We start from the raw sequence: 16,662 nt of genomic DNA, 5'->3' as shown, positions 1-16,662 counted from the left end.
TTCGAATCAGAGGTCATCTGACGAGCTTAGGCGCAGCCTGTCGGGGGATCACGTGGCTAGGGCTGACGCGCAGGGCGACCACTCCCCTGTCCCCGCCGCCGATAGGATCGCCACGATGACAAGCGACCCCTACCTCCTCCGCAGCACGCGGGAATCCGACCATCCGCTGGTGCGCGCGTTCCGGGTCGAGAACGCGACCGAGCATCCGATCTCGTACGGCGCGACGCTGGAGACGACGCTGGCGATGACCGATGACGACTGGCGCCTCCGCGCACGGCGCGGCGAGCAGGAGGATGCCGCCTCGGTCGTCGCGATCGAGCGCAGTTCCGGCCGATGGGTCGGAATGATGTCCGCGCAGAGCCACGATGATGATGGCGCAGACCCCGTCCTCACCGGCGTGTACGTGCTTCCGGATCATCGTGGGAAGGCCGCCGGCGTGGCGGACCGCCTCCTCGCTCACGTGCTGGACTGGGCCCTGGAAGAGAGGCGGCGCGGCTCCGACCGTATGTCTACGACGGCTCCACACCGGCCCGACGTTTCTACGCCCGGCACGGATTCTCGCCCACAGGGCGTTCCCGCGTGCACGAGTTCGCGCCGGGCGCCGTCCTGGAGATGGCACGACCTCTCCCCCGTTAGCCTCGGCGAATGGGACGGATCCTTACGGCACTGAACCGATTCAATGCCGCGCACCCGTGGTCGCACAACGACGCCTATGCGTGGTTCGTCCTGCGACACGCCCGAGCGGTTCGCCGCGCCGGCGGGCGGACGGCGGTGGATGTCGGATGCGGGACCGGAAACCTCGCCGCCCGACTCGCCGGCATCCTCCCAGAGGTCATCGGCATCGAACCGGACCTCGCGACGGCCAGGGTGGCTGCACGACGATTCGCCGCATCCGACCGGGTATGCATCGAACAGCGCAGATTCGGCGACGAGCCGTATGGCTCCTACGACCTCATCGTGTTCGTGGCCTCGCTGCATCACATGCCGCTGCGGGCCACCTTGGCACAGGCCCGGGCAGCGCTGCGCCCCGGAGGTCGGATCCTGATCGTCGGTGTGGCGAGTGAAGCGTCTGCAGACGCGCTTCGATCGCTGGTGTCACTCGCGGTCAATCCGATCGTCGGGCTCCTGAGACATCCCCATCCGGCGACCGCTCCCCCGGCATCCATGCGTGCACCCACCGCAGAACCTCTGGAGACGTTCGACGAGATCCACGCGGTGGCGGCCGGGGAGCTCCCCGGCATCCGAATGCGTCGTCGACTGTTCTGGCGCTACACGGCGTACTGGACCGCACCGCTGCGAGGGGAGGTCCATCACGCGGAGTAGCCTCGGAAGACCGGATGGAAGGACCTCGATGGAAGTGCAGGCGATGTCTCCGACGACACATGAGCCTGCCGACTACCCGTGTCCGTTCTGTGACATCCAGCAGGGCGTCTTCAACGAGCGCAACCTACCGTCCGACATCGTGGCGGTCACGCAGCGCGCCTACGCCCGGATAGCTCCGAAGTGGTGGCCGGTCAACCCCGGCGCCGTCCTCGTCATCCCGCGGACGCACGTCGAGAACCTCTACGACCTCTCCCCCGCCGACGGGCAGGCCGTCTGGGACCTGACACAGCGCGTCGCCGTGGGCATCCGCTCGTCGTACGGATGCGAGGGCACCTCGATCCGGCAGCACAACGAACCGGCCGGCGGGCAAGACGTGTGGCATCTGCATGTGCACGTGTTCCCGCGGCATGCGAACGACCGCCTCTACCAGCGCCAGGATGAGGCGCGGTGGGTGGCGCCCGAAGCACGGGCGCCGTTCGCCCAGCGGCTCCGAGAACAGCTCGGCATGCCGACGACGTTCGACTGAACGAGAGGGACCGGACCATGACAGGCGATCAGACACGCACACGCGACGGCAGCGCCGGGGACGCCGACTACGGTGTGCTCGGCACCGGGTACGACTCGTACCGACGCCCGGATCCGCGGATCGCGCAGACCATCCGCACGGCGCTCGGGGATGCTCGCACGGTTCTCAACGTCGGAGCCGGCGCCGGCAACTACGAACCTGCCGACCTCGAGGTGACGGCGGTCGAGCCGTCCGCGACCATGCGCAGTCAGCGACCATCGCATCTGAGCCGCGCCGTCGACGCCGTCGCGGAGCAGCTGCCGTTCGCCGACGATGCCTTCGACGCGGCCATGACGACGTTCTCAGTGCATCAGTGGGGCGACCTCGAGGCAGGACTCGCCGAGGTTCGCCGGGTGACGCGTGGCGCCGTCGTCGTCCTGACATGCGATCCCGATCTGCTCGACCGGTCGTGGCTGGCCGAGTACGCGCCGGGCGTGATCGAGACCGAGCGGCGGCGGTACCCGTCGATGGACCGGCTGCGGGACGGCCTCGGCGGCAAAGTGTCGGTGCATCCGGTGCCGATCCCGTGGGACTGCACGGACGGATTCAACGAGGCGTACTACGGCCGCCCCGAAGCTCTCCTCGACCGCTCGGCACGAGCCGCATGCTCGGCGTGGAGCTTCCTCTCCCCCGCCCAGGACGAGGAGTACACCGAGGCCCTGCGTGCGGCGATCGCCTCCGGGGCCTGGGACCACCGGCACGGCGCGCTGCGCACCCAGACCAGTTTCGAGGGGTCGCTGGTGCTCGTCCATGCATTGCCCTGAGGTCAGGTGCGCCGTGTACTGCTAGTCTGTACCGGCCGTGCGACAGAGCGAGGAGGTGGTATCCGTGAACACGACGACATGGGTGCTCCCCTCCGGGGTCACGGTCGGGCGATAGATCGTCCGGGAGCGCCATCTCAGCTCCCGAAAGGCACGATCATGAACTTCACCTCAGAGAACCTCCTCGAGGACGGCGTCCTCGAACGCGACTTCCTGCTGGGTGACATCCCCGGCATCCTCTGGACTCCCCCGTCCGCGACTGCTGACGCGCCCGTTCCGCTCGCGCTGCTAGGCCACCCGGGCGGCATCGCGCGGATGCGTCCACGCCTGCGGGGACGCGCACAGTACTCGGCGGCCGGCGGGTTCGCCTGCGCGACGATCGAGCTCCCCGGAACCGGCGAGCGGCCGAACCTGCCGGTCGTCGATCAGGCGCGCATCGATCTGCGGCAGGCACTCGCGGCGGGCGAAACCGTCACCTCCGACATCGTCGACAGGCTCATCCTCCCGCTCGTCGAGCAGGGCGTCCCCGAACTGCAACACGCCATCGACGAGCTGCTGCAGCTGCCGGAGCTGCGCGGTCCTGTGACCTATTCGGGCGGCGTCATCTCCATCGGCGTCCGCCTCGCGGTGGTCGAACCCCGACTCGTCGCCGCGAGCCTGTTCGCCGGCAGCTACGTGCCGCGCTCGATCATGGCCGAGGCCCGGCACGTCACGATTCCGCTGCACGTCCTGCTGCAGTGGGATGACGAGGGCAATGACCGTCAGATGGCGCTGGATCTGTTCGACGCCTTCGGATCGGAGGAGAAGGCGCTGCTGGCCAACATGGGCGGGCACACCGGCGTCCCGGCATCCGCCGGCGCGCACGCGGCCGCATTCTTCGCGCGGCATCTGAGCTGATCGGTCCCGCGCATCAGAGCTCACGGACGGTCAGCGATGACCGTCCGTGAGCGCCCTCCTTCGTCACGACGTCCAGTGAGGTGTCGTGGATCATGGCACGTAGGACTCTTCCTCTTCGGGTCGCAAGTACTCGAAGTACGGCACGGTGACCGTCAGCTGCAGCACGTTGTCGCCTGCGCGGTTCTGCTCGCCCAACTGATCGACGAGCTTCGTCTCGTCGGTGACGATGGTCTCGTTCCGGTGCCACAGCGGCAGGATGTCGATATCGGCGTTCTCGCCCTCGGTGATGAATGCCTCGGCTCTGACCCGCCGCCCGTCGACGGTCAGAAAGCCGTTGGCGTTCGGCACCCGGTCACTGAGATGCAGTTCGGGGATGTTCTGCGCGAGCTCAGCGGTCGCAGACCAAGCCGCCTCGTCATCACGGCTCGTGGCGGCCCCGTCCGCCCGCACATACAACGTTCTGCGCACGACAGCGCAGGAATACCCGTTGATGTGTGCATCGTCGAAACCGCCGCGATCGTTCGTCATGGATCCGCATGCGTCGACGTTGCGCTCCGCGATCTGCTCCCAACCGGTCGGCGTGGGAATCTCGATCGCCGCGAGCGTCTGGATGCCGGCCGGCCGAGCTGCCTCCGCGCCCGCCAGCTCCTCATCCGTCGGTGCGCTGCTGCCGCAGGCGGCGAGCGCGACGACGAGGAGACCCCCGAGGACGGCCGCGCCCGAAGACCTGAACATTCGGGGACGACGCATACGGCGACAGTACAGGAGCACCATCCGCTCCGACGTGACCGGTCATCCGGCAGACTGAAGCCGTGCCCGCCATCGCCGACATCGCACTGACCACAGCCGACGGACTCCGCGTCGACGCGCTGAGCATCGATGACGCCCCGGCGCTCGTCGAGGCATTCACAGACACGGCATTGCGGCGCTGGCTGCCTCTGCCCGATCCTTACCCGCTCGCGGTCGCCGAGGAGTGGTGCACCGCCACCGCGGAGCAGATGCGCGAGAGCGGTCGCGGCATCGTCCGGGCGATCCGCATCGACGGCGCACTCGCCGGCAGCATCGACGCGAAGCGCGTCGACTGGCGGGCGATGACCTGCGAGCTCTCGTATTGGACAGCTGCGCCCTACCGCGGGCGGGGACTGATGCCCCGCGCCGTCGATGAGCTCTCGCGCGCTCTGCTGAACGAGCACGGCTTCCAGCGCATCGAGCTGCGCATCGCGCCGGGGAACGGGGCGTCACTGCGTACCGCGCAGAAGGCCGGCTTCCATCGTGAGGGCACCGCCCGCAACGCGGGCTTCACCGATGACGGTCGCGTCGACCTGGTGATCTGGTCCCGCGTCCCGGCAGATCTTCAGGACTAGAGTCGATGGAGTGACGCGCGCTCTCCCTGTCTCCACTCCCGGCTGGCGGTCCTGGCTCATCTGGGGCGTGGGAGTCGCGGCATACATGCTCGCGATCACCAACCGCGCGTCCCTGAGCGCCGTCGGTGTCGACGCCGCGGACCGGTTCAGCGCAGATGCCGCGACCCTGTCGCTGTTCGCCGTCGTGCAGCTCGCCGTCTACGGCGGCATGCAGATCCCGATCGGCGTTCTGCTGGACCGCTACGGCGCCCGACCGATCATGGCGATCGGGATGCTGCTCATGGCGGCCGGCCAGCTGGTGATGGCCGTCTCCCCAGCATCGGCATCGCCCTGGTCGCCCGCATGCTCCTCGGCGCCGGCGACGCCGCCGTCTTCCCCGCCGTCCTGCGCCTGGTCGCCACCTGGTTCCCCGCACAGCGCGGTCCGCTCATGGTGCAGCTCACCGGCCTGGTCGGACAGTGCGGGCAGCTGCTCGCCCTCATCCCGCTCGCCGCACTGCTGCACGCGACATCCTGGTCGATCACGTTCGGCAGCATCGCCGGGCTGGGCGTGCTGTTCGCGATCCTCGTGTGGGCGGTGATCCGCAACCGCCCACCGGAGCGGACGGCCGATGTGTCGGTGAACACCGACACCGGTGCGATCCGGGTGGTCACCTCAGCGGTCGACACCGGCACGGGCATCCGCGCCGCATGGTCGCACCCCGGCACCAGGCTCGCCTTCTGGTCGCACTTCACCACTCCGTTCGCAGGCACGGCGTTCCTGCTGCTCTGGGGCATGCCCTTCCTCACCGCCGGCGAGGGGCTGACCAATGCCGCCGCGGCCTCGCTGCTGTCGCTCAACGTCGTGGTCGCGATGGCTCTGGGGCCGCTGCTCGGTGAACTGTCCCGCCGCATCCCCACGCGCAGGTCCCGCGCCCTGGTCATTCCGATCGTCGCCGTGCAGGCGTTCGCCTGGCTCGCCGTCATCCTCTGGCCCGGCCCCGCCCCGACGTGGCTGCTGATCGCGCTGGTCATCGCGCTCGGCGCCGGCGGACCGGCATCCATGATCGCGTTCGATCACGCCCGCACGCACAACCCTGCCCACCGCCTCAGCACCGCCACCGGACTGACCAACTCCGGCGGGTTCCTCGCCGCGCTCATCGCGATCTTCCTGATCGGCGTCACCCTCGACCTGCAGGGCGCCGGCACTCCCGACACCTACACGCTGGAGGCGTTCCGCTGGGCGTTCCTCACTCAGCTTCCGCTGTGGGCTCTCGGGGTGACGTTCATCAGCATCGAGCGCAAGCGCACCCGCATCCGCATGGGGCTCGATCCGGAACGCCGCAGAGCCTGACCTCCATAGGATGAAGCATGATCTCCGGATACCGCTTCTCCTCGGACCTCGCCGACATCGACCGTGAGCGCGTGCACACCTGGCTGAGCGAGCAGTCCTACTGGGCGGCGGGACGGGCCCGTGAGACTCAGGATGCCGCGATCGACGGCTCCCGCAACTACGCCGTCGTCGACGACTCGGGAAGGCAGGTCGCGTATGCCCGGGTCGTCACGGATGCGGTGACCTTCGCATGGCTCTGCGATGTGTTCGTCGATTCCGCCGAGCGCGGCAACGGCGTCGGCAAGATGCTCGTGGAGGGCGTGATCGCCGACATCGGGCGGACATCCGTCAGGCGCATCGTCCTCGCCACGGCCGACGCGCACGGTCTCTACGCCCAGTACGGCTTCGCGCCGTCAGAGGACCCGAACCGGTACATGATCCGTTCGACGGCCTGAGCCTCAGCTCCGCGGCGTCCAGCCGAACGGCCTGGCTCCCCCGCGCCCGCCGCGCTCGACATCCGCGCGTGCGGACCAGCCCTGTGCCTCGCCAACGGCATCGAACCCGCCGCGCGCCAGCCGCATGCCGACGTCGTCGTGGTGCATCCGCGGGCCGCCTCCGCGACGGACCGATGCGCGCACGCTCCAGGCGTCGTCGGCGAAGCCTCCGCCGCGGAACACCCGGTAGTCGTCGTACCGTGCCGGGTCGAGCAGATCCCAGCACCACTCCCACACGTTGCCGAGGGTGTCGAACAGCCCGTTGAGGTTCGGCAGCCGGGATCCGACGTCCTGCGGAGTTCGAACGCCGTCCGCGCCCGTCCAGGCGATCTCCGGAAGAGGGCCGTACTGCGGGCCGGTGGATCCGGCGCGGCAGGCGAACTCCCACTCCGCCTCGGTGGGAAGGCGGTAGCCGTCGCTGTCGACGTGCCAGGTCACGTCCTCACCGTCGAAGGAGTACGCGGGGTCCAGTCCCTCCCAGTCCGAAGCAGCGTTGCAGAATCGGATCGCACGGAGCCAGCTCAGATCGGATGCTGGGTGGCGCGGATGCGTGGCGGGGACGCCGAGCACCTCGGCGAACTGCTCCTGTGTCACCGCGAACGCACCGATCTCGAACGGCTCCAGCCGCACCGTCCGGTGCTCCTTCCGGCGGGCGTCGTGCAGGGTCACGGCGCCGCCGTCCAGCCGGCGCATCTCCCAGAGATCCATGGCTCAGTACCGCGGCCGATGCTGCCCGGCCCTGCTCATCGACTCGGCGTCCGTTCGACCCAGTTCGCGTACTTCGCCGCCCGGCCATCGCCGGACGAGGTTCGGGTGAGCCGCCGCCTGACCCAGGGCCCGACGAACTCGCGATAGTACTGCAGACCGGCGGGCCCGACAGGGCCGTGCTCATGGGCCGCCCACCACTGTGCGGGCGGCTCGTACCCGAGTGCGTGCAGCACCCGTGCGGCCACGCGGTGATGGCCGTTGGCGTTCATGTGCAGCCGGTCCTCCGACCAGTACGGCGCGGTCGACAGCTCCGCGTCGGGCCAGTTGAGTGCGCGAAGGACGTCGGGCCGGTCCTCGAAGCGCCGCAGCACCGCTGCGGACAGCTCGTCGCCACGGCGCTGGATCATCGCCCCCATCGGCAGCTGACCGCTCGGGTTCGCGCCGGAGAGCACGATCATGGTGACGCCCTCCTGGTCGCAGCGTCGCAGCACGCGGCTGAATGAATCGGCGATGTGCTCGATGTCGGCCTTCGGGCGGAGCATGTCGTTGCCGCCGGCGTTGAAGGACAGGTGCGTCGGACGCAGCGCGAGTGCCGGCTCGAGCTGCTGCTCGACGATCGGCCAGGCCAGCCTGCCCCGGATCGCGAGATTCGCGTATTCGATCGGCTCGCCTGCGGCATCGGCCCAGCCCTGCGCGGCGATGTCGGCCCAGCCGCGCACCCGGCCGTCCGGAAGCTCGTCACCCACGCCTTCGGTGAACGAGTCTCCGATCGCCACGAAACGCACTGCTGCCATCCGTCCAGCCTATTGCGAGTTCGCAGGACCGGTCAGCGGTCGTCGAGTCGCGCGCCCCGGCGGTCGACGAGGCCCCAGGCCGCGACTGCAGCGACGACGAAGAACGCCGAGAAGATCGTGAAGGCCAGAGCCGGTCCCCCCGCCGCGAGCATGGTCGGCACCAGCACCGGCGCGAAGATCGACGCGATCCTGCCGACGCCGGCCGCCCATCCAGCGCCCGTGCCGCGCAGTGAGGTCGGATAGATCTCCGGTGTGACCGCGTAGAGGGCGCCCCAGGCGCCGAGATTGAAGAACGACAGCGCCATTCCCGCGGCGATGATCATGCCGGTGCTGCCGGCGGTGCCGAACAGCACGGCCGACGCAGCCGATCCGATCAGGAAGACCGAGAGGGTCGTCCGGCGTCCCCATACTTCGATCAGCCAGGCGGCGACGGCGTAGCCCGGCAGCTGTGCAAGCGTGATGATCAGTGTGAAGCCGAAGGAGCGCACCAGGTCGTACCCCGCGGCGACGAGGATGCTGGGGATCCAGATGAATGCGCCGTAATAGGCGAAGTTCACGCAGAACCACACCAGCCAGATGCTCGTCGTGCGCAGCCGGAACTCCCGGTTCCACAGCGTCGCGAGCCTGGCGGACGTCGTCACAGCGACCGGGCGCGTGTCGGGCTCCTTGTTGATCGCCGGCGCCAGAACGATGCCGGCATCCTTCTCGAACGCCTCGACGATCCGCTGCGCACGCGTGATCCGTCCGCGTCCGGCGAGCCAGCGCGGCGATTCCGGCAGGCTCCAGCGCACGATCACCGCGTAGAGAGCGGGGATCGCGCCGAGCGCGAAGGCCCAGCGCCAGCCGTCCTCGGATGCCGGGATCATGAAGAAGCCGATCAGCGCAGCCGCCGTCCAGCCGACCGCCCAGAAGGCCTCCAGCACGACGATCAGACGACCGCGGATGCGCGCCGGCACCAGTTCGCTCACATAGGTCGACGCGACCGGCAGTTCGGCGCCGAGCCCCAGACCGACGACGAAGCGCAGGATGAGCAGGCCCGTCACCCCGGCGGTCAGAGCGCTGGCGCCCGTCGCGATGCCGTACACCAGCAGCGTGAGCGCGAACACCTGCCTGCGTCCGTACCGATCGGCGAGCAGTCCGCCGACGCCGGCCCCGATGGCCATGCCGATGAAGCCGACCGAGGCGATCCAGCCCAGCTGCGTCGGAGTCAGTGCCCACTGCTGAGCGAGAGCGGCGATGATGAACGAGATCAGCCCGACGTCCATCGCATCCAGCGCCCAGCCGATGCCGGAGCCCGTGAGGACTCTGATGTGGCGGCGCGTGAGCGGGAGCGCGTCGAGGCGCGACGCCAGGGAGCGGCGGCTCGGGACGACGGTGTCGGGCATGCCCTCATCCTAGGGTGGCACCGCGGCCCGAGCCGTGCGCCTCAGCCGAGCAGCGCGGTGCGCAGCGTGTCGAGACCGACGCCGCCCATGTCGAGCGCCCGCTTGTGGAACTCCTTCATCGAGAAGTCCTCGCCGCGCTCCGCGCGATACGCGTCACGAACCTGCTCCCAGATGCGCTGACCCACCTTGTACGACGGTGCCTGACCCGGCCAGCCGAGGTAGCGGTTCACCTCGAACTGACGGAACTCGTCGGACATGTTCACGTTGCGGCGCATCATCTCGAGCGCGTAGTCGTGATCCCACACGCCTTCGCCGTCCAGGCGCGGCTTGCGCAGATGCACGCCGATGTCCAGCACGACGCGGACCGCGCGCATGCGCTGTCCGTCGAGCATGCCCAGACGGTCGGCCGGATCGTCGAGGTAGCCGAGCTGCTCCATCAGCCGCTCGGCGTACAGCGCCCAGCCCTCGGCATGGCCGGAGGTGCCCGCCAGGAGGCGGCGCCAGCTGTTCAGCTCGGCGCGGTTGTACGTGGCCTGAGCGATCTGCAGGTGGTGGCCGGGAACGCCCTCGTGGTACACGGTGGTGAGCTCTCGCCAGGTGTCGAACTCGGTCACGCCCTCGGGCACGGACCACCACATGCGGCCGGGACGCGAGAAGTCGTCGGTCGGCCCGGTGTAGTAGATCCCGCCCTCCTGTGTGGGGGCGATCATGCACTCCAGCTCACGGATCTGCTCCGGGATGTCGAAGTGCGTGGCGCCCAGCTCGGCGATCGCGCGGTCGCTGGTCTGCTGCATCCACTGCTGCAGCGCCTCCGTGCCGACGAGCTTGCGCGACGCGTCGGCCTCGAGGTGCGCGACGGCCTGCTCGACCGTCGCTCCGGGCAGGATCTCGTTCGCGATCGACTCCTGCTCGGCGATCATGCGCCGGAGCTCTTCACGCCCCCACTCGTACGTCTCGTCGAGGTCGATCGTGGCACCGAGGAAACGGCGCGAGTTCAGCGCGTACAGCTCCCGCCCGACCGCGTCGTCATCACCGGCCGCCGGGGCCAGCTCAGTGGCGAGGAAGTCGCGCAGCTGGTCGTAGGCCACCCGTGCGGCGCCGGCGTTGTCGGACAGCGTGCGGGCCAGAGAGGCGGGCAGCTGGCCGTCGTCGGGTGCTGCTCCGGCCACGAACGAGGCGAAGAAGCCGTCGTCGGCCGTGTAGCGCGTGATCTGAGTCGCCACCTCGGCCACCTGGCGTCGTGCGGGCACGACGCCACGGGAGATGCCCTCGCGCAGCGTGGCCGTGTAGCCGCGCAGCGCCTGAGGAACGGCGGCGAGGCGGTCGGCGATGACCGACCAGTCGTCGGTGGTCGCCGTGGGCATCAGATCGAACGCCTGCCGGAAATCCTGCGCGGCGGAGGCGATCACATTGACGTCGCGCAGCTGCCACTGCGCGTCGTGCAGCTCGATGTCGAGCTCCAGCTGCGAGGAGAGATCGGCCTTGGTGACCTCGTCGATGTGGTCGACGGGGTCGAGCTTCTGCAGTGCCGCGAGCGTGCGGCGTGTCGCCTCGATCCCCCGCTCGTGCCCCTCGGGGCTGAGGTCGTCGAGCTTGCCGTTCGCCTCGTTGCGGCCGATGTAGGTCGCCAGCACCGGCGACAGATCGACGAGTTCGTCGACCCATTCCTCGGCGACCTGGTCGATCGCAGAGGGCGTGCGTGAATCAGTCATGGATACGAGCCTAATGCGCGGCCTCGTTCCAATCCCGGCCCCGACCCACCTGGACGTCGAGCGGGACGGAGAGCTCGGCGGCACCCCCCATGCGGTCGCGCACGATGCCCTCGACGTCATCCCACTCCCCCGGCGCGACCTCGACCACGAGCTCGTCGTGGATCTGCAGCAGCACACGCGAGGACAGTTGACGCGTCAGCAGGTCGTCGTGGATGCGGAACAGCGCGATCTTCATGATGTCGGCGGCGCTGCCCTGGATCGGGGCGTTCAGGGCCGCACGCTCGGCGTTCTCGCGGAGCACCCGGTTCGGGCTGGACAGGTCGGGGAACGGACGACGGCGGCCGAAGATCGTCTCGGTGTAGCCGACCTCCTTCGCGGCCATCACCGAGGCGCGCAGATAGTCGCGCACCGCACCGAACCGGGCGAAGTACTCGGTCATCAGCTGCTTGGCCTCGGACTGCTCGATGCGAAGCTGCTTGGAGAGACCGAAGGCGCTCAGGCCGTAGACCAGGCCGTACGACATCGCCTTGACCTTCGTGCGCATGGCCGAGGTGACCTCGGCGGGGTCGACGCCGAACACCCGCGAGCCGACGAAGCGGTGCAGGTCCTCGCCGGAGTTGAAGGCCTCGATGAGGCCCTCGTCGCCGCTGAGATGCGCCATGATGCGCATCTCGATCTGCGAGTAGTCGGCCGTCAGCAGCGTCTCGTACCCCTCGCCGACCTCGAACGCGCTGCGGATGCGGCGGGATTCCTCGGTGCGCACCGGGATGTTCTGCAGGTTCGGGTCGGTGCTGGACAGGCGGCCGGTCTGGCTGCCGGTCTGCACGTAAGTGGTGTGGATGCGGTGGTCGTCGCGGATCGCCGTGTCGAGCGACTCGATGATCTGGCGCAGCTTGGTCGCCTCGCGGTGCTGCGAGAGCTGTTCCAGGAAGATGTGCGGGCTCTTCTCCTGGATGTCGGCCAGTGAGGCGGCATCCGTCGAGTACCCGGTCTTCGTCTTGCGCGTCTTCGGCAGCTGGAGCTCTTCGAACAGCACCTCCTGGAGCTGCTTCGGCGATCCCAGATTCACCTCGCGGCCGATCGTGACGTACGCATCCTGAGCGATGCCCTCGGCCCTGGCGCCGAGCTCGGCGGAGAACGTGGAGAGCACGTCGTGCGAGACCGCCACACCGGCGACCTCCATGTCGGCGAGCGTCAGCAGCGTGGGCAGCTCGATGTCGGTGAGCACGGATGCCACGGAGTCGGGAACCTCGTCGCGCAGCGCATCCGCGGTGCGCAGTGTGAACCATGCCTCCTGCGACGGCGTGGCGCCATCGGTCTCGGGGACCAGCTGCGAGGGGTCGGACTCGGGCAGTCTCTCGCCCAGGTAGCGCTCGACGAGGTCTCCGAGGGTCTTGTCGGGGAAGCTCGGCCGCAGCAGCCAGCCGGCCAGGCTGGTGTCGTAGGCGAGGCCACCCAGGCGGATGCCGGCGGCGGTGAGAGCCTTCACCTGCGGCTTCGCGTCGTGCAGCGCCTTCGCCGCGTCGGACTCCAGCCAGCCGCGCAGCGCGTCTGCTGCGGACTGATTCCAATCGCCCTCGCGGAGCTCGGTCGACGTCGCCACCCCGATGCGGGTGGGGTGGGTCGCCGGAACGAGAGCGACCGCGACCTCGCCGTCCTGCGCGGCGAGCCAGGTGGCGATCTCTGGGGCGCTCGCCTGGACGGCCTCGGGCAGGTCGACGGTCGATGCGGTCTCGGCATCCTCATCGTGCGCGCCGGCGGCCTCGAAGACGCGCGGCAGCAGTGTGCGGAACTCGAGACGGGCGAAGATGTCGCGCACCGCCTGGGCGTCGATCGGTGCGACCGCGAGGTCGGCCGGCCCGACCGGCAGCTCGACATCGGTGAGGAGTCGGTTCAGTCTGCGGTTGCGGCGCACATCCTCGATGTGCTCGCGCAGGTTGCCGCCGACGACGCCCTTGATCTCGCCCGACCGCTCGAGCAGCTCGTCGAGCGTGCCGAACTGGGTCAGCCACTTGACCGCGGTCTTCTCGCCCACCTTGGGGACGCCCGGCAGGTTGTCACTTGTCTCGCCGACGAGGGCGGCGACGTCGGGGTACTGCTCGGGACGCACGCCGTAGCGCTCCTGCACGGCGGCGGGGTCGTACCTCTTCAGCTGCGAGACGCCCTGCACCGACGGATACAGCAGCGTGACCTCGTCGTTCACGAGCTGAATGCTGTCGCGGTCGCCGGAGACGACGAGCACGTCGTAGCCGAGCGCGGCGCCCTGCGTCGAGAGCGTGGCGAGGATGTCGTCGGCCTCGATGCCCTCCTTGGTGAGCACCGGCACCGACATCGCGGCGAGGCAGTCCTGCAGCAGCGGGATCTGGCCGCGGAACTCGTTCGGGGTCTCGGAGCGGGTGGCCTTGTACTCCGGGTACTCGTCGGTGCGGAACGAGTGCCGGGACGTGTCGAACGCGACGGCGAGGTGCGTCGGCTGCTCGGCCTTGATGAGGTTCACGAACATCGACAGGAACCCGTAGATGGCATTCGTGTGCTGGTTGTCGCGCGTGGTGAAGTTCTCGACCGGAAGGGCGAAGAAGGCGCGATAGGCGAGCGAATGGCCGTCGACGACCATGAGGGTAGGCTTTGCGGAGTCCGTCACTCCCTCAGCCTAACGAGGGCCGACGACACTCGCCGAGGAGGATGCGTGAGCGACACCAGCACGACAGATGGCCTGGAGTGGGCCACCCGCCGCGGGATGGGTGCGCTGGCCGAGAAGATGGGCATCGAGTTCACCGAGTTCTCGGTCGAGCGCAGCGTCGCCACGATGCCCGTGGAGGGCAACACGCAGCCGGTCGGCCTCGTGCACGGAGGCGCGTACGTCGTGCTGGGCGAGTCACTCGGATCAATGGCCGCGAATCTGCACGCCGGTCCCGGCAGGCTCGCCGTGGGCGTGGACATCAACGCCACGCATACGCGATCCGCCACCAGCGGCACGGTGACGGGCGTGTGCACTCCGCTGCACCTGGGGCGCAGCATCACCGTGCACGAGATCGTCGTCAGCGACGATCAGGGGCGGCGCTGCTCGACCATCCGCATCACGAACATGATCAAGACACTCGCAGACTGATGCGGACCGAGGTCTCGACTCGCTCCGCTCGCTCACCCTGAGTCGGCTCGCGTCACCGCCGCTTCGGGGCGTTGACCCGCAGCCGACTCACTTCTTGGGAGCGAGCTGCTCGATGATCGCCTTGGCGACGTCCTGCATCGTCAGACGGCGGTCCATCGACGCCTTCTGGATCCAGCGGAACGCCTCGGGCTCGGAGAGCCCCATCTTCTCGTTCAGCAGGCCCTTGGCGCGGTCGACGAGCTTGCGGGTCTCGAAGCGCTCGACCATGTCGGCGACCTCGGCCTCGAGCGTGATGATCTGCTCGTGACGCGCCAGCGCGATCTCGATCGCGGGCAGCAGGTCGTTCGGCGTGAACGGCTTCACGACGTACGCGAGCGCTCCTGCTTCGCTGGCGCGCTCCACGAGCTCCTTCTGGCTGAAGGCGGTCAGCAGCACGACCGGAGCGATGTTGTTCTTGTGCAGCTTCTCGGCGGCGCTGATGCCGTCGAGCTGCGGCATCTTCACGTCCATGACCACCAGGTCGGGGCGCAGCTCGGTGGCGAGCTGAACGGCGGTCTCGCCGTCGCCGGCCTCGCCGACGACATCGAATCCGTTGTCGCGGAGGATCTCGACGATGTCGAGGCGGATCAGCGACTCGTCCTCGGCGACGACGACGCGTCGCGGGGCGGATGCCGTGGGCTGCTCAGGCTGCTGCTCTTCAGTCACGGAGAAAATCCTATCGGAGGAAGCTGCGGAACTGCTCCCGGCCGTGGCTGAACGCCCCAACTCGACCTGCTGCGCCGTTCACGATTCCTCGAGGACTCGGCGAAGCCAGCGTGCGTAGGCACGCGGATGGGTGGTGTTGCCGTTGTGCCCGCCGGGCGCCTCCAGCAGTGTGCGACCGAGCAGCGAGGCGAGCGCCGCGGCGGCCAGATGATCGAAGACGCTTCGCGGCGTCGTCCGTCCTGTCGCGGGCAGGATGCGCGTGCTCGCCTCGCGCAGCGCCGCCGTGTCGAGCGTGTCGCGGATGATCGCGGTGAAGTCGTGCCGGATGAACTGATCGAAGTTCGCGAGGCGCTGCGGATTCATCGGCTGCGGAGAGAGGTCGGGCTCGCGCTCGCCCGCGGGGTCGATTCCCAGAGTTCTGGCGATCTCGGGGAGGGTCGCACCGAGCCCCTCCTGCAGGTAGAGGCGCTGAAGGTGTGCGAGCTCGTCTTCGTGACGCTCCCGCTGAGCGGCGGGCAGCAGGCGCGGTGCGACGGGTTCGTGAGCGATCAGGGTCCCGATCTGCTCGGGGTGCTCGGTCGCGACATGCAGACCGATCACGGCGCCGAGGCTGCATCCCAGCATGTGCGCAGGGCCGTCGGTGAGTTCGCCCAGCAGCCGGTGCACATCGTCGGCGTGGTCCGCCATCGTCGGGCCCCGGTGCGGGTCGTCCAACCGGCTGCGCGACAAGCCTCTGCGGTCGTACGTGACGACGGTGAATGCGTCGACGAGTTCCGCGATCAGGTCGTTGCTGCGGTCGGCGTCTCCTTCCCCGCTCTGCGAGATCAGCAGCACCGGCCCGGTTCCGCGGACCTGGTAGTGCAGCGTTGCGCCGCGCACTGCGAGCGCTCCGGATGTCGTGGACATTCTGCCTCCTCCGACCGCGCACGCTGAGCGGTCACCAGCACGCTATCGCATCGAGTTCGATATATCTAGTGCGATGTATCGAGCGAGATGTATGCTTCTGAGGGTGAACGGAGTCGAGCTGTTTCTGCTGGCGAGGACCTTGATGAAGATCGCCGAGGATGCCCTGCCCCAGCCACCCGGCGGAAGCGCTCCTTACGCCGGCAGCGCAAGGACCACGCTCATCGTCGCCACCGACATCGCGGACAATCCCGAGACGACCGTGAGCGAGATCGTGGCCCGAACGGCGCTGCCGCAGAGCCAGGTGTCGTCGGCGGTCGCCCGACTCAAGGACGCCGGCTCCGTGGAGACGTCCGTGGATCCACAGGACCGGCGTCGAGTCCGCGTGAGGCAGGCCCCCGAACTGTCGGAGCGTGTGAGGGAAATCCGGGCGACCACCATCGACGACGCTCTCAAAGCCGCACTCGGATCCGATGGCGCAGAAGGGCTGCACACGGTCTCAGCGGCGCTGGAGGTGCTTTCCGAGCACCTGCATCACAGTGGTGCCGGCGGTGGGACTCGAACCCACACGTCTTTCGACAAAGCATTTTGAGTGCTCCGCGTCTGCCATTCCGCCACGCCGGCCCTGACC

16 protein-coding genes, 1 tRNA gene and 2 pseudogenes are annotated in these 16,662 nt (G+C 68.8%); 10 read left to right on the top strand and 9 right to left on the bottom strand.

The window, feature by feature from the left end:
* Positions 1-115: 115 nt before the first annotated feature.
* From L2X99_RS05520 to L2X99_RS05500, 5 genes are all read left to right on the top strand, one after another.
* Positions 116-670: a GNAT family N-acetyltransferase gene (locus L2X99_RS05520; protein WP_236124657.1), complete on the top strand. Its 555-nt coding sequence runs from the start codon at positions 116-118 to the stop codon at positions 668-670.
* Positions 646-1,323, top strand: a complete 678-nt coding sequence (locus L2X99_RS05515) for a class I SAM-dependent methyltransferase (protein WP_236135731.1) — start codon at positions 646-648, stop codon at positions 1,321-1,323. Before L2X99_RS05520 ends, L2X99_RS05515 begins: the two co-directional genes overlap by 25 nt.
* Positions 1,324-1,366: 43 nt before the next feature.
* Positions 1,367-1,849, top strand: a complete 483-nt coding sequence (locus tag L2X99_RS05510; protein WP_236135730.1) for an HIT family protein — start codon at positions 1,367-1,369, stop codon at positions 1,847-1,849.
* Positions 1,850-1,866: 17 nt separating this feature from the next.
* A complete protein-coding gene (locus tag L2X99_RS05505) occupies positions 1,867-2,652 on the top strand; it encodes a class I SAM-dependent methyltransferase (RefSeq protein WP_236135729.1) in 786 nt (261 codons plus the stop codon).
* 156 nt (positions 2,653-2,808) lie between these two features.
* Positions 2,809-3,546 carry an alpha/beta hydrolase gene (locus tag L2X99_RS05500; RefSeq protein WP_236124661.1) on the top strand — a complete coding sequence of 246 codons (738 nt, stop codon included), beginning with the start codon at positions 2,809-2,811 and terminating at the stop codon, positions 3,544-3,546.
* A 90-nt stretch (positions 3,547-3,636) separates the two neighbouring features.
* Here L2X99_RS05500 and L2X99_RS05495 read toward each other — a convergent pair whose 3' ends face one another.
* The gene (locus L2X99_RS05495; protein ID WP_236135728.1) at positions 3,637-4,281 is read right to left on the bottom strand and encodes a hypothetical protein; all 645 of its coding nucleotides are present in this window, start codon (positions 4,279-4,281) and stop codon (positions 3,637-3,639) included.
* A gap of 77 nt (positions 4,282-4,358) precedes the next feature.
* Here L2X99_RS05495 and L2X99_RS05490 point away from each other — a divergent pair, with 77 nt between their 5' ends.
* From L2X99_RS05490 to L2X99_RS05480, 3 genes and pseudogenes are all read left to right on the top strand, one after another.
* On the top strand, positions 4,359-4,910 hold the full coding sequence (locus L2X99_RS05490) for a GNAT family N-acetyltransferase (RefSeq protein WP_236124663.1): 552 nt from the start codon (positions 4,359-4,361) through the stop codon (positions 4,908-4,910).
* Positions 4,911-4,995: 85 nt separating this feature from the next.
* Positions 4,996-6,242 (top strand): annotated as a pseudogene (locus L2X99_RS05485) (MFS transporter).
* A gap of 17 nt (positions 6,243-6,259) precedes the next feature.
* Positions 6,260-6,676 carry a GNAT family N-acetyltransferase gene (locus L2X99_RS05480; protein WP_236124664.1) on the top strand — a complete coding sequence of 139 codons (417 nt, stop codon included), beginning with the start codon at positions 6,260-6,262 and terminating at the stop codon, positions 6,674-6,676.
* A 3-nt stretch (positions 6,677-6,679) separates the two neighbouring features.
* Here the strand turns inward: L2X99_RS05480 and L2X99_RS05475 are convergent, their stop codons facing one another.
* From L2X99_RS05475 to polA, 5 genes are read right to left on the bottom strand one after another with little or no spacing between them, the layout of a single operon-like run.
* The gene (locus L2X99_RS05475; RefSeq protein WP_236124665.1) at positions 6,680-7,423 is read right to left on the bottom strand and encodes a formylglycine-generating enzyme family protein; all 744 of its coding nucleotides are present in this window, start codon (positions 7,421-7,423) and stop codon (positions 6,680-6,682) included.
* A 35-nt stretch (positions 7,424-7,458) separates the two neighbouring features.
* Positions 7,459-8,217, bottom strand: a complete 759-nt coding sequence (locus tag L2X99_RS05470; RefSeq protein ID WP_236124666.1) for an SGNH/GDSL hydrolase family protein — start codon at positions 8,215-8,217, stop codon at positions 7,459-7,461.
* A gap of 32 nt (positions 8,218-8,249) precedes the next feature.
* Positions 8,250-9,602 carry an MFS transporter gene (locus L2X99_RS05465; protein ID WP_236135727.1) on the bottom strand — a complete coding sequence of 451 codons (1,353 nt, stop codon included), beginning with the start codon at positions 9,600-9,602 and terminating at the stop codon, positions 8,250-8,252.
* A 41-nt stretch (positions 9,603-9,643) separates the two neighbouring features.
* The gene (locus tag L2X99_RS05460) at positions 9,644-11,314 is read right to left on the bottom strand and encodes a DUF885 domain-containing protein (protein ID WP_236135726.1); all 1,671 of its coding nucleotides are present in this window, start codon (positions 11,312-11,314) and stop codon (positions 9,644-9,646) included.
* A gap of 10 nt (positions 11,315-11,324) precedes the next feature.
* Positions 11,325-13,955 (bottom strand): DNA polymerase I, encoded by a 2,631-nt coding sequence (polA, locus tag L2X99_RS05455; RefSeq protein WP_236124668.1) that lies wholly within the window; start codon positions 13,953-13,955, stop codon positions 11,325-11,327.
* A 96-nt stretch (positions 13,956-14,051) separates the two neighbouring features.
* Here polA and L2X99_RS05450 point away from each other — a divergent pair, with 96 nt between their 5' ends.
* Positions 14,052-14,423, top strand: coding sequence for a hotdog fold thioesterase (locus L2X99_RS05450; RefSeq protein ID WP_442923515.1), 372 nt, complete (start codon positions 14,052-14,054; stop codon positions 14,421-14,423).
* A gap of 87 nt (positions 14,424-14,510) precedes the next feature.
* Here the strand turns inward: L2X99_RS05450 and L2X99_RS05445 are convergent, their stop codons facing one another.
* A complete protein-coding gene (locus L2X99_RS05445) occupies positions 14,511-15,128 on the bottom strand; it encodes an ANTAR domain-containing response regulator (RefSeq protein ID WP_236124669.1) in 618 nt (205 codons plus the stop codon).
* 78 nt (positions 15,129-15,206) lie between these two features.
* Positions 15,207-16,034 carry an alpha/beta fold hydrolase gene (locus L2X99_RS05440; RefSeq protein ID WP_236124670.1) on the bottom strand — a complete coding sequence of 276 codons (828 nt, stop codon included), beginning with the start codon at positions 16,032-16,034 and terminating at the stop codon, positions 15,207-15,209.
* Positions 16,035-16,107: 73 nt separating this feature from the next.
* On the opposite strand from L2X99_RS05440, the pseudogene L2X99_RS18515 reads away from it, so the two are divergent.
* A pseudogene (locus L2X99_RS18515) lies at positions 16,108-16,410 on the top strand (MarR family transcriptional regulator); the annotation flags it as partial.
* A 161-nt stretch (positions 16,411-16,571) separates the two neighbouring features.
* Here L2X99_RS18515 and L2X99_RS05435 read toward each other — a convergent pair.
* Positions 16,572-16,655 (bottom strand) — tRNA-Leu (locus L2X99_RS05435).
* Positions 16,656-16,662 lie beyond the last annotated feature (7 nt).

The sequence above is a fragment of the Microbacterium sp. KUDC0406 genome, from assembly GCF_021582875.1.
GTDB lineage: Bacteria > Actinomycetota > Actinomycetes > Actinomycetales > Microbacteriaceae > Microbacterium.
Note: the sequence above shows the minus strand (reverse complement) of the source record. Positions and strands in the feature narration are given on the sequence as shown.

Excerpts from the sequence above, each read along its gene's own strand:
- L2X99_RS05520 (WP_236124657.1), top strand. The coding sequence starts at position 116 with ATGACAAGCGACCCCTACCTCCTCCGCAGCACGCGGGAATCCGACCAT.
- L2X99_RS05515 (WP_236135731.1), top strand. The coding sequence starts at position 646 with ATGGGACGGATCCTTACGGCACTGAACCGATTCAATGCCGCGCACCCG.
- L2X99_RS05510 (WP_236135730.1), top strand. The coding sequence starts at position 1,367 with ATGTCTCCGACGACACATGAGCCTGCCGACTACCCGTGTCCGTTCTGT.
- L2X99_RS05505 (WP_236135729.1), top strand. The coding sequence starts at position 1,867 with ATGACAGGCGATCAGACACGCACACGCGACGGCAGCGCCGGGGACGCC.
- L2X99_RS05500 (WP_236124661.1), top strand. The coding sequence starts at position 2,809 with ATGAACTTCACCTCAGAGAACCTCCTCGAGGACGGCGTCCTCGAACGC.
- L2X99_RS05495 (WP_236135728.1), bottom strand. The coding sequence starts at position 4,281 with ATGTTCAGGTCTTCGGGCGCGGCCGTCCTCGGGGGTCTCCTCGTCGTC.
- L2X99_RS05480 (WP_236124664.1), top strand. The coding sequence starts at position 6,260 with ATGATCTCCGGATACCGCTTCTCCTCGGACCTCGCCGACATCGACCGT.
- L2X99_RS05475 (WP_236124665.1), bottom strand. The coding sequence starts at position 7,423 with ATGGATCTCTGGGAGATGCGCCGGCTGGACGGCGGCGCCGTGACCCTG.
- L2X99_RS05470 (WP_236124666.1), bottom strand. The coding sequence starts at position 8,217 with ATGGCAGCAGTGCGTTTCGTGGCGATCGGAGACTCGTTCACCGAAGGC.
- L2X99_RS05465 (WP_236135727.1), bottom strand. The coding sequence starts at position 9,602 with ATGCCCGACACCGTCGTCCCGAGCCGCCGCTCCCTGGCGTCGCGCCTC.
- L2X99_RS05460 (WP_236135726.1), bottom strand. The coding sequence starts at position 11,314 with ATGACTGATTCACGCACGCCCTCTGCGATCGACCAGGTCGCCGAGGAA.
- L2X99_RS05450 (WP_442923515.1), top strand. The coding sequence starts at position 14,052 with ATGGGTGCGCTGGCCGAGAAGATGGGCATCGAGTTCACCGAGTTCTCG.
- L2X99_RS05440 (WP_236124670.1), bottom strand. The coding sequence starts at position 16,034 with ATGTCCACGACATCCGGAGCGCTCGCAGTGCGCGGCGCAACGCTGCAC.